At 61.8% G+C, this 11,116-nt stretch carries 9 protein-coding genes and 1 pseudogene; 7 read left to right on the forward strand and 3 right to left on the reverse strand.

The window, feature by feature from the left end:
• The 4 genes and pseudogenes from GNZ12_RS41725 to ggt all read left to right on the forward strand — a co-directional run.
• Positions 1 to 226: pseudogene (locus tag GNZ12_RS41725) on the forward strand (TIGR00374 family protein); the annotation flags it as partial.
• Positions 227 to 252: 26 nt separating this feature from the next.
• Positions 253 to 1,017: a phosphocholine cytidylyltransferase family protein gene (locus GNZ12_RS41730; protein ID WP_172318532.1), complete on the forward strand. Its 765-nt coding sequence runs from the start codon at positions 253 to 255 to the stop codon at positions 1,015 to 1,017.
• A gap of 258 nt (positions 1,018 to 1,275) precedes the next feature.
• Complete coding sequence (locus GNZ12_RS41735; protein ID WP_172318544.1) at positions 1,276 to 2,679, forward strand: MFS transporter; 1,404 nt, start codon at positions 1,276 to 1,278, stop codon at positions 2,677 to 2,679.
• Between the two features lie 232 nt (positions 2,680 to 2,911).
• The gene (ggt, locus tag GNZ12_RS41740) at positions 2,912 to 4,645 is read left to right on the forward strand and encodes a gamma-glutamyltransferase (RefSeq protein WP_172318534.1); all 1,734 of its coding nucleotides are present in this window, start codon (positions 2,912 to 2,914) and stop codon (positions 4,643 to 4,645) included.
• Between the two features lie 231 nt (positions 4,646 to 4,876).
• On the opposite strand, the gene GNZ12_RS41745 is transcribed toward ggt, so the two are convergent.
• The gene (locus GNZ12_RS41745; RefSeq protein ID WP_172318536.1) at positions 4,877 to 5,923 is read right to left on the reverse strand and encodes a S1C family serine protease; all 1,047 of its coding nucleotides are present in this window, start codon (positions 5,921 to 5,923) and stop codon (positions 4,877 to 4,879) included.
• Positions 5,924 to 6,110: 187 nt separating this feature from the next.
• On the opposite strand from GNZ12_RS41745, the gene GNZ12_RS41750 reads away from it, so the two are divergent.
• Together GNZ12_RS41750 and ppk2 are read left to right on the forward strand one after the other, a co-directional pair.
• Positions 6,111 to 6,548 (forward strand): VOC family protein, encoded by a 438-nt coding sequence (locus GNZ12_RS41750; RefSeq protein WP_172318538.1) that lies wholly within the window; start codon positions 6,111 to 6,113, stop codon positions 6,546 to 6,548.
• Between the two features lie 190 nt (positions 6,549 to 6,738).
• A complete protein-coding gene (gene ppk2 / locus GNZ12_RS41755; RefSeq protein WP_172318540.1) occupies positions 6,739 to 7,665 on the forward strand; it encodes a polyphosphate kinase 2 in 927 nt (308 codons plus the stop codon).
• A gap of 101 nt (positions 7,666 to 7,766) precedes the next feature.
• On the opposite strand, the gene GNZ12_RS41760 is transcribed toward ppk2, so the two are convergent.
• Entirely contained in the window at positions 7,767 to 9,353 is a 1,587-nt protein-coding gene (locus GNZ12_RS41760) for an inorganic phosphate transporter (protein ID WP_172318542.1), read from the reverse strand.
• A gap of 423 nt (positions 9,354 to 9,776) precedes the next feature.
• Between GNZ12_RS41760 and GNZ12_RS41765 the strand changes: the two genes are divergently transcribed.
• Entirely contained in the window at positions 9,777 to 10,646 is an 870-nt protein-coding gene (locus GNZ12_RS41765) for a CHAD domain-containing protein (RefSeq protein WP_172318546.1), read from the forward strand.
• Between the two features lie 107 nt (positions 10,647 to 10,753).
• Here the strand turns inward: GNZ12_RS41765 and GNZ12_RS41770 are convergent.
• The coding region (locus tag GNZ12_RS41770; protein ID WP_328806177.1) for a rhodanese-like domain-containing protein at positions 10,754 to 11,116 on the reverse strand (363 nt) is incomplete at its 5' end.

An 11,116-nucleotide genomic window follows, 5' to 3' on the forward strand; every position in this document is an offset into this window, starting at 1 on the left:
TCGTGGCGCAGCGTTCATGATCCCGGGCTCGCTCGGCGTGCAGGAGGGCGGCTATCTGCTGCTCGCGCCGCTCGTGGGCTTGCCGCCGGATGCGGCGCTGGCGTTGTCGCTCGCCAAGCGTGCACGTGAAATCCTGCTGGGCCTGCCGGGTCTGCTGGTTTTGCACTTCAGCGAACGAAGCTGGCAACGGCGGCACGCTGCGGCGCGCGTGCCGGTTGTCGATTAATTCCGTATTTTTTCAAAGGACCGCGCATGCGTGCCATCATCCTCGCAGCGGGCCTCGGCCTGCGTCTCCAGCAACCGCCGCAGGCACAGTTCCCGAAGTGCCTGTTGCAGTTCGACGGCATGAGCCTGCTCGAACGGCATCTGCATATGCTTGAAGCTGCCGGCGTGACCGATGTCGTGTTGGCGCTTGGTTTTCAGCCGGAATCGGTGCAGGCGGAACTGGAGCGGATCAACTGGCCGCATAAGGTGGAAACCGTGCTCAACCCGCGTTACGACTTGGGCAGCGTGCTGACGGTGCACACAGTGGCCGAGCCGCTGACGCGTGGCGGCGACGTGCTGCTGATGGACGCCGACGTGCTTTACGACGAGTGCATTCTGAGCGCGCTGGTGGCGGGCGAGACGGTCAACCGTCTGTTGATCGACCGTGATTTCGAAGTCGGTGACGAGCCCGTCAAGCTGTGCCTGAAAGACGGCGTGCCGGTCGAATTGCGCAAGCAACTCGCCGTCAATCTCGAGTACGACACGATCGGCGAATCGGTGGGCTTCTTCCGCTTCCGCCGGGAAACCGCGCAACGTTTCACGCAGATCGTCGCGGGCTACGTGGATAGCGGCCGGGCCAACATGCCGCACGAAGAAGCGGTGCGTGACCTGCTGCTGGAGCGCAGCCAGGTGTTCGACACGGCCGACGTGACCGGCTCGCCGTGGATCGAGATCGACTTCCCGAACGACGTCGCGCGTGCAAGCACCGAGATTCTGCCGCAGCTGCAACCGTTGATCAGTGCATCCCGCTAAGTCTCGCCCCTGAATTACTGCTGTATTGCATGGTGAGCCGGTTGTATACCGGCTCACTATCGCGTCGCTTTTTCTCATCTTTCTCACTCCGGTTTTTCGTAGCCCATGCTGCCTCGTTGCGCGCGCAACGATTGGGCGCCGGATAGCCGCGCGTCACTATCGCCGGTAAGAAAAGGCTTCGCTCAGCAACATCTGTTGTCGTTGCGGTGCCATAATTAACGCTTTACACCGGCGGCCTTGCAACCCGTCGTCATGCCAATGCCTCTCGCTTTAGGCACTTTCATCGTTCCGCTGATCGTCGCGTGTGCGATGTTCATGGAAAACGTGGACGGCACGGTCATCGTGACGTCGCTGCCCGTTCTGGCGCGCGATCTCGGCCAGGACCCCATCACCCTCAAGCTCGCCGTGACGGCTTACGTCATCGGCCTCGGCGTCTTCATTCCCATTTGCGGCTGGGTCGCCGACCGCTTCGGTTCGCGCACGGTGTTTCGCACGGCAATCGGCATTTTCATGGCCGGCTCGCTGATGTGCGCGGCGTCCACGTCGCTCGGCACCTTCGTGGTTGCGCGCTTTGTGCAAGGCATCGGCGGCGCGATGATGGTACCGGTGGGACGCATCATTATTTTCCGCTCGGTGCCGAAGTCGGACTTCATTCGCGCGGTCAACTATCTGACGGTGCCCGCGTTGCTCGGGCCGGTCGTTGGGCCGCCGCTGGGCGGCTTCATCACGACGTACTTACATTGGCGCCTGATCTTCTTCATCAACATTCCAATCGGCCTGCTGGGTATCTGGCTGGCGAACAAGCACATCGCCAACGTGCGTGAAGCGCATCCCGGCCGGCTCGACTGGACCGGTTTCGTGTTGTCGGCGAGCGGGGCGTCGCTGTTCATGCTGGGGCTCTCGCTGATAGGCGGCGAACTGGTGTCCAACACGGTATCGGTCAGCATGTGCGTGATCGGCGTGCTGCTGCTGGTGGTGTACGTGCTGTACGCGAATCGCGTCGAATTGCCGGTGCTCGATTTGCGGCTATTGCGCATTCCGAGTTTTCACGCGAGCGTGGTGGGCGGCTCGCTGTTTCGCATTGGCCTCGGCGCGGTGCCGTTTCTGTTGCCGCTTGCGTTGCAGGAAGGTCTGGGCATGACCGCGTTCAAGTCGGGGTCGATCACCTGCGCGTCCGCATTCGGATCGATCTTCATGAAAGCGGCTGCGTCGCGCATTCTCGAACGGTTTGGTTTTCGCACGGTGCTGATGTTCAATGCCGGTTGCGCGGGACTCGCGATTGCCGTCTACGGTCTGTTCTTTCCCGGTACGCCACATTGGTTGATCTGGTGTGTGGTGCTGTTCGGCGGCTTCTTCCCGTCGTTGCAGTTCACTTCGTTGAATACCTTGGCGTATGCGGATATTCCGAGCCGCGACATTGGCCGCGCGACGAGTGTCGCGAGTGTGATCCAGCAGATTTCGTTGGGGCTCGGCGTGACGATCGCGGGCATCGTGCTGCAAATCTCGCATAACATGCAGGGTCATTCGACCATTGTGTTCTCCGACTTCTGGCCGGCGTTTCTGGTGGTCGGCCTGTTCTCGTTCCTGTCGATTCCGGTGACCGCGCGCTTGCCGCACGGCGCCGGCGATGAAATCGCGCGCGGCAGCCGCGGTAGCGCCTGAGTGTTCAACTCGCGGTGCGCCGTGCCTCGTGGTGCAGCGCACTGACTGCGTTCGATGCCGATTCGAGCATGGCTACTGGCGGCAATTGGCGGCATTAAATGGTGCGGTTTTTTGTGTGCTGCAGCATGCACCCTATGCGTGCAACAGCTTCGCAATTGGCGGATCGGCATGTTATAAGCCCAAGGCAGCTTTCGTTATCGTCAGATGAAGAAGTCGTCTTAGGGGATATCCAATGAAGTTGTTTCACAACGCCAGATCGTCCGTTAGCGGACTTGCGCTGGTCGCACTCGTCTCTGTTTCAAGCGGTTTTCTCGAAGCCACCCCGGCCTTTGCCAAAGCGCCCGCGAAAGCGCAGCCGGCGATTCTCACTGCGTCCGCCATTGCGGTCGCGGACAAGTACAGCGCCGACGCCGCGGAACAGATCTTCAAGGAAGGCGGCAACGCCGTCGACGCGGCAGTCGCGATTGCCTTCACGCTTGCCGTGACGTATCCGGAAGCGGGCAATATTGGCGGCGGCGGTTTCATGACGCTGTATGTCGACGGCAAGCCGTACTTCCTCGACTATCGCGAACGCGCCCCGCTGGCCGCGACGAAGAGCATGTACCTCGACGACAAGGGCGAGGTCATCAAAGACATGAGCCTGTTCGGCTATCGCGCGGTGGGCGTGCCGGGCACCGTCGACGGTATGTGGCAAGCGCAGCGCCGCTTCGGCAAGCTCAAATGGAAGCAGGTGCTCGCACCGGCAATTCATTACGCACGCGACGGCTTCGAGGTCAGCGAGCAATTGCAGCAACGCCGCGACGACGCAGCGAAAGACTTTGCCGGCAAGACCAACTTCGACACCTACTTCGGTAACCTGAAGCAGGGCGTCAATTTCAAGCAACCGGATCTCGCTGCCGTGCTGCAGCGCATTTCGGATCAAGGCGCGAAAGACTTCTACTCGGGCAAGACGGCCGATCTGATCGCGGCGTCCATGCGCGGTCACGGTCTGATTACGAAGGCCGATCTGCAGCAGTACAAGGCGGTATGGCGTCAGCCGATCCAGGCGAACTGGAACGGCTATCGCGTGATTACCGCGCCGCCCCCGAGCTCGGGCGGTATCGGTCTCGTGCAGTTGCTGAAGATGAAGGCCGACATTGCGCCCGACTTCAAGGACGTCACGCTGAATTCCGCGCAGTACGTGCACTTGATCGCCGAAATCGAGAAACGCGTGTTCGCCGATCGTGCGCAGTATCTCGGCGATCCGGACTTCTACAAGGTGCCGGTCGCGCAACTGACCGACGACGCATACATCGCCAAGCGTGCCGCGGAAGTGAACCCGAATACGCCGTCGGATACGAAGAGCGTGCAGCCGGGTCTCGGCACAACTATGCCGGAGAAAGCGGAAACCACGCACTTCTCCGTGATCGACAAGTGGGGTAATGCGGTGTCGAACACGTACACCATCAATGGCTACTTTGGCTCGGGCGTGGTGGCGGATCGCACGGGTATCGTGCTGAACGACGAGATGGACGACTTCTCCGCGAAGCCGGGCGTTGCGAACCAGTTTGGCGTGGTGGGCGCCGACGCGAATTCGATCGAACCGAAGAAGCGCCCGTTGTCGTCGATGAGCCCGACGATTTTGACCAAGGACGGTAAGGTGTCGCTCGTGATCGGCACGCCGGGCGGCTCGCGTATCTTCACGTCGATCTTCCAGGTGATCAACAACATCTACGACTTCAACATGCCTTTGCAGGAAGCCGTGGGCGCGATGCGCTTCCATCATCAGCTGCTGCCGCCGAACACGATTTTCTGGGAGCCGTACAAGCCCATCGAGGGCGAGCTCGCCAAGCAGATAGAAGCCAAGGGCTACGTGCTGAAAGGGCAGGATTTCAGCGGCGATATTCAGGCGATCAAGGTCAATGGCGATACGCCGGAAGCCGCAGCCGATCCGCGCGGCCGTGGTGTGACGCGGGTGATTCAGTGAGCGTTTGACTGGAATCGTTCAGGTGCATCTGGGCGGCGCATCTTTGCGGATGCGCCGCAGGCAGAAAAAAGGCCTCGCACTCAATTGAGTGCGAGGCCTTTTTTTATCTGCGAGATGAATGGCGCGTGAGGCACGGAGCGAAAGGCACGGAGCGAAAGGCACGGAGCGAAAGGCACGGAGCGAAAGGCACGGAGCGCGAAACTTCTTTGAGCCGCTGTGCAGCCACTCAGATCAGCTTGTCTGCTCGCCCGGCGTCAAGGTCAATTCGAGCCGTTGTGCGCCACGCAACACGGTCACGTTCACCGGTTTGTCGATACGCGACGCATCGAGCGTGCGTTGCAGGCCATCGACGTCTTGCACGGCAAGCGCGTCGATCGCGACGATCGTATCATCGGTTCGCAGGCCGCCTAGCGCGGCCGGACTGCCTTTGACGATTTCCATGACGTGCACGCCGCTCTCCGAACTCAACGCGAAATAGCGCTGCACGCGGCGCGACAGCGGTCTCGTGGTACCGGCCACGCCGATATACGCGCGTCGCACGCGGCCGTGCGTGAATATCTGCATGATGACCCACTTGGCCGTATCGATCGCGGTGGCGAAGCAGATCGCCTGCGCGCCGGGAATAATCGCGGTGTTCACGCCGATCACCTGACCGGCCGAATTGATCAGCGGTCCGCCCGAATTGCCGGGATTGAGCGCGGCATCCGTCTGGATCACGTCGTAGATCATGCGGCCCGAATTCGAACGCAGCGAGCGGCCGAGTGCCGAGACCACGCCGGTCGTCACGGTTTGGGCGAGGCCGAGCGGATTGCCGACCGCGATCGCGATCTGGCCGACCCGCAGCGTCGACGATTCGCCGAGTTCGACGTGCGGCAACGGCTCTGGCGAGCCGATGCGCAGCACGGCCAGATCGCTGCCGGGGTCGTCGCCGACCAGATCGGCGTCGAATTTCGCGCCGTCGGCGAGCGTCACCTTGATGTGCGTGGCGCCGTGCACGACGTGGCTGTTGGTGAGCAAATAGCCGTCGGGCGTGAACAGAAAGCCCGAGCCGGTGCCGCCGCGCGCGCCGCGGCTATCACGCCCGGAAGGGCCGCCGGGCAACCGGCGTTCGACGGAAATGAAGGCGACCGCCTGCTGAACGCGTTCCAGCGCGCCGATCACGGTGCGGGAATAGGCGTCGAGCAGGGCGTCGTCGGATAGGGGACTGACTGGTTTGGGCCCGGGGGCGTCGGATGCGGCGCGCGACAGGTCATCAGTGAAGCGTGGACGGCTTCCCATGGCGATGCTCCGGATAAACGGAAATCCAGATGCGGGGCGGCGGGAGCGTTTTCAAGTGCGGGCAGGGTGCGGTGCGCGAGGCTGGCTGTGAGACACTTTCTTGTGTCAGGCCACGCCAATATCGGCAACGCCCGCGCTTACGCCATGTAAGCTCGCGAGGCGCTGCCCTACCAAGGAGACAGCCGCCATGAACTCGCCCGCAACGTCCGCCGCAGCCTCTGCCTCGTCGAGCGCGTCGAGCGCGCTGACCGGCCCGGCAGAACCGGCCGAGCCGCACATCGAGTCCCTCAGCGCCATTACACTTGCCACCCGCGATATGCCGCGTGCCGTGCTGTTTTACGAAGCGCTTGGTTTTCCGATCAAATTCGGTGGTTCGCAGGAAGCGTTTACGTCGTTTGCTTTCGGCGGTTCGTATCTGAACCTGATCGTCGATACGCGCGCGCCAGTCAACTGGTGGGGGCGCGTGATCATTTATGTGTCGGATGTCGACGCGCTCTACCGGAAGGCGCTGGCGGCGGGTTTGAAGCCGTCGCTCCAGCCGTCCGACGCGCCGTGGGGCGAGCGCTATTTCCACATCACCGATCCTGACGGCCACGAACTCAGCTTCGCGAGGCCATTGCGCTAGCGCCGGGCGGCCGCGCTAAACTCGCTATCATGGATGGCTATAAGGCGTGGGCCGCTGGCGCGCACCCTTTGTCCCACGGCGCGGCTGCCGCGCCAGTAACACGGCTGACACTTCGCGCTTCGATAATCGAACGCGTTCGCGACGCGCATGCGCCGCGTGCCTAATCATTCCCGTTGCCAGGAGAGTCGCAATGAAAGAGCTGGATCCGAGACCCGAGGCCGAAGTCATGGCAGAACGGCAACGCCGTTTTGAGGAAGACCTCATCGACGCGTACGACGAGGAGCTCGAAATGGAGGTCGACGATCGCATCATCGACGGCGCGGACGGCTTCACGCCCGAGCATCGCGAGGCGCGCAAGGTGTACTTCCGCGAGCTGTTCCGGTTGCAGGGCGAGCTGGTCAAATTGCAGGACTGGATCGTGCAGACCGGCCATCGGCTGGTGGTGATTTTCGAAGGACGCGACGCGGCCGGCAAGGGCGGCGCGATCAAACGCATCACGCAGCGGCTCAATCCGCGCGTGTGCCGCGTGGCAGCATTGCCGGCGCCGAACAACCGTGAACGCACACAATGGTATTTCCAGCGTTACGTGTCGCATCTGCCGGCCGGCGGCGAAATGGTGCTGTTCGACCGCAGCTGGTACAACCGCGCGGGTGTCGAACGCGTGATGAATTTTTGCAGCGACGACGAGTACGAAGAGTTTTTCCGTTCGGTGCCGGAATTCGAAAAAATGCTGGCGCGAAGCGGCGTGCAGATTCTCAAATACTGGTTTTCGATCACGGACGAAGAACAGGAAATCCGCTTTCAGAACCGCATTCACGATCCGCTGAAGCAGTGGAAGCTGAGTCCGATGGATCTGGAGAGCCGGCGCCGCTGGGAAGCCTATACGCAGGCGAAAGAAGTCATGCTGCAGCGCTCGCACATTCCTGAGGCGCCGTGGTGGGTCGTGCAGGCGGTCGACAAGAAGCGCGCGCGTCTGAACTGCATTCACCATCTGCTGAGCCAGGTGCCGTATCACGAGATCGAGCATTCGCGTGTCGAGTTGCCGGCGCGGGTCTATCACGACGAATACAGCCGCCAGCCGGTGCCGCCGTCGATGATCGTGCCTGAAGTGTATTGATCGGGTTTCGGCGCGGTGGAATGAAAAAAGCGCGGCAATAGCCGCGCTTTTTCAACTTCGCTGCGCCGGACTTGCGCCCGGTACCCGCGGTTTCAGCCGTTTCAGAACAGCATCCGGAACACCCAGTACAAGCCCCCGGCCAAGGCGATTGAAACCGGTAGCGTCAGCACCCAGGCGAGGATCAGGCTGCGCACGGTGCTCCATTGCAAGCCGGAACCGTTGGCCGCCATGGTGCCGGCCACGCCTGACGCCAGCACGTGCGTCGTCGAGACCGGCAAGCCGTACATGTCGGCCGCGCCGATCGTCAGCATCGCCACCACTTCGGCCGACGCACCTTGTCCGTAGGTCAGATGCTGTTTGCCGATCTTCTCGCCAACCGTGACGACGATGCGCTTCCAGCCGACCATCGTGCCGAGACCCAGGGCGATCGCCACCGCGACCTTGACCCACGTCGGGATGAACTTGGTGGCGTGATCGATTTGCGCCTTGAAGTTGTCGATGGCCTTGGCGTCTGCCGGCGAGAAGGTCGGCTGTTTGCTCTTCTCCATCAGGCGAATGGCTTCGGACGTAACGTACATGTTGTTACGCACGTTATCGACGATATCTTGCGGCACGGCAGCCATCGATCCCGACTCGCTGACCTGTTTGCCGATTATATCGGTTAGTTGCTGCAAGGCTGGCAAGGTGGCGGGCGTCAACTTGCGAGTGCGCACGTACGCTTCGACATCGGCGCGCGGATCGGTTGATGGCGCGGCGCCCTGGGTGTACCTGGCGAACGCCGCCGATGCCTGTTGCGCCACCGCGAGGAAGGTCTGCGTTTCCGCCGGCGTGACCGCCTTGTTCAGCGCGTACGCCGTCGGCACCGTGCCGATCAGGATCAGCATGATGAGGCCCATGCCTTTCTGTCCATCGTTCGAACCGTGCGCGAACGAAACGCCCGTACAGGTCAGAATCAGCAGGCTGCGAATCCAGAACGGCGGCGGCTTCTTGCCCTTGGGCTCGGCATACAGCGCGGGAACCCGCACCAAGGCCTTCAGAATCAGCAGCAGCAAACCGGAGGCGAGAAAGCCGACCACCGGCGAAAACAGTAACGACTTGCCCACGCCGAGCGCCTGATTCCAGTCCACGCCGCTCGTGCCGTTTGCGCCGTGCATCAACTGATTCATCAGACCTACGCCGATGATCGAACCAATCAGCGTATGCGAGCTCGACGACGGCAGTCCGAAATACCAGGTGCCCAGATTCCAGATGATCGCGGCGATCAGCAGCGCGAAGACCATCGCGAAACCGGCGCTGCTACCCACTTGCAGAATCAGTTCGACGGGTAGCAACTGCAGAACGCCGAACGCCACCGCGCCAGTTGAAGTCAGCACACCGAGGAAATTCCATCCGCCGGACCAGACCACCGCAATGTTCGGCGCGAGCGAATGCGTGTAGATCACGGTGGCGACCGCGTTGGCCGTGTCATGAAAACCGTTGACGAATTCGAAGCCGAGCGCGATCACGAGCGCAATGCCGAGCAGCAGGTAGGGCAAAAACGAAGCTTCGCGAACCGATTGTAAATCGGTTGCCAGATGCATGGCGCAATAGGCAGCACCGATCGCAATCACGACGAGGAAAATGACGAGGCCGATATTGCGCCCCTTTCCGCTTGCAGCGTCCGGTTGCGGGTACGAAAGTTCCGGCATGGCGTAAGCCTCAAAGTTGTTAGCGGAACGTCCGATCCTGCGTGGCCTGTATGTCGTAATGATGACAATGGCGTGACGGTTATGCGGGGCGGGTGTTCGCGGGGGAGGCGCGCGGAGATTGACCATGCGCCCGATGCCAGTGTGTGCGTGGCGGTTTCTGATGATAAGCGGTCCGAAATGAACGCTACATGCGTAACCCGGCCGCGCCGCGCAAATGGGCAGTTGATAGACCGCCCACGGGTGCGTTCAGGTTCAGGGGACGGCGGTAGCCGTCCCCTCCTGCAAAGAATCGCGGCGCATGCAAGGCGCATGTCCGGCGCACCGTCTCATGCATTTTATGCACGGCGGCTACGGATAACCAGCGGATATCCACCCGGACCTTTTTTTGCTACTGTGCCTGAAGGCCCTTTTGAAGGACGTCTGATGAAGCGGGACAGCCGGAAAATCGACAAGCAGGCTGCAGATACTCAACCGGCCGGCGACGGGCTCTCAGCGGAGGCGGCCTTCGCGTCCTATGCGGCACCTCTCGTCGATCACGCGATCGAATGCGCCAATGCGGTGCGCGAAGACGCGTCGCCCGAACCGTTGCACAGACTGCGCGTGTCGCTGCGGCGGTTGCGCTCGTTGTGGTGGGCGTTCGAACCCTTGTTGGACAAAGGCGGGAATACGCGCCAACGGGCGCTGTATAAATATCTGGCGACGGCAGCCGGCAAGACGCGCGATTGGGACATTCTGATCGAACTGATTGCGCAGGACGAGAGCATTGCACGCAAGATGACGCCCACACTCCTGGAGGCGCGCGGCGGCGCGTTGGCGGCGAGCCGTGAAACGCTTTCGAACGCGGACGTCAAACAACTGCTGCAAGAAGCCCTGACCAGCGCCAGTAGGGAATTGAACACGGCTCATGAGCGCGTGCCGCTGCAAAAATTCGTGGATAAGCGCGTGGCCGTTTCCGAGCGTTCGCTGAAAAAGCGGATGAAACGCGCGTCTCGCGCGAAGCGCTCCAACTACACCGCGTTTCATGACGTCAGGAAGGCGGGAAAAAAATTGCGCTACCTGCTCGAGTTTTTCGAACCGATTCTGAGCGGCAGCCACAAACGTATCATGAAGCGCTTGATACAGATTCAGAAGCGTTTCGGCGCGCTGAACGACATTGTCGCGAGCGAGATGCTGCTACGCGACAATATGGGTTTGCTGGCCGGATCCGGCGACACCGATGGAGCGCTTCAGTGGCTCAGGCAGGAGCGCAAACGTCGGATGCGCGCGGCGGCGGGACTGCTGCGCAAATTGTGATGCAGCTTGAGTGCCGGCTGCACGTTTAAGCGAACCGGTTTGAATCACCCCATGGGTTGTGCGTCCGGACCCGGTCGGGCGATCACTCAGGGGCAAGCCCGGGCGCTTTAGCTGCGCCGAGGGGCGAAACCGCGCAGCGTCACCGCATCGCGTGCTTCGCCGTAGGGCTTCGGCGTGCGCTTGCCGGTGGTCAATTCGTCCAGCAACGCGAGTGGTTCGACGGGAAACCCGCGCTTTTGCCAGGCGTCGAGGCCGCCCCTCAATGCGCGAATCCGCGTGTAGCCGTTCAGGCGCATGCGTTGCGTGATCTCGACGGCGGTCGCGCTGTCCGGGCAAATGCAGTAAATCACCATGTCATAGGCGAGCAGCGCGCCGTCGATCTGTTCAGGCGAGTGCGGGTCGAGCGTCAGCGCGCCGGGAATGGGACGCAGCGCTTCATCAGCCGATGCGGGTGGGCGGGCATCCAGGAC

It is taken from the genome of Paraburkholderia solitsugae, assembly GCF_013177695.1.
Lineage (GTDB): Bacteria > Pseudomonadota > Gammaproteobacteria > Burkholderiales > Burkholderiaceae > Paraburkholderia > Paraburkholderia solitsugae.

Excerpts from the sequence above, each read along its gene's own strand:
- GNZ12_RS41730 (WP_172318532.1), top strand. The coding sequence starts at position 253 with ATGCGTGCCATCATCCTCGCAGCGGGCCTCGGCCTGCGTCTCCAGCAA.
- GNZ12_RS41735 (WP_172318544.1), top strand. The coding sequence starts at position 1,276 with ATGCCTCTCGCTTTAGGCACTTTCATCGTTCCGCTGATCGTCGCGTGT.
- ggt (WP_172318534.1), top strand. The coding sequence starts at position 2,912 with ATGAAGTTGTTTCACAACGCCAGATCGTCCGTTAGCGGACTTGCGCTG.
- GNZ12_RS41745 (WP_172318536.1), bottom strand. The coding sequence starts at position 5,923 with ATGGGAAGCCGTCCACGCTTCACTGATGACCTGTCGCGCGCCGCATCC.
- GNZ12_RS41750 (WP_172318538.1), top strand. The coding sequence starts at position 6,111 with ATGAACTCGCCCGCAACGTCCGCCGCAGCCTCTGCCTCGTCGAGCGCG.
- ppk2 (WP_172318540.1), top strand. The coding sequence starts at position 6,739 with ATGAAAGAGCTGGATCCGAGACCCGAGGCCGAAGTCATGGCAGAACGG.
- GNZ12_RS41760 (WP_172318542.1), bottom strand. The coding sequence starts at position 9,353 with ATGCCGGAACTTTCGTACCCGCAACCGGACGCTGCAAGCGGAAAGGGG.
- GNZ12_RS41765 (WP_172318546.1), top strand. The coding sequence starts at position 9,777 with ATGAAGCGGGACAGCCGGAAAATCGACAAGCAGGCTGCAGATACTCAA.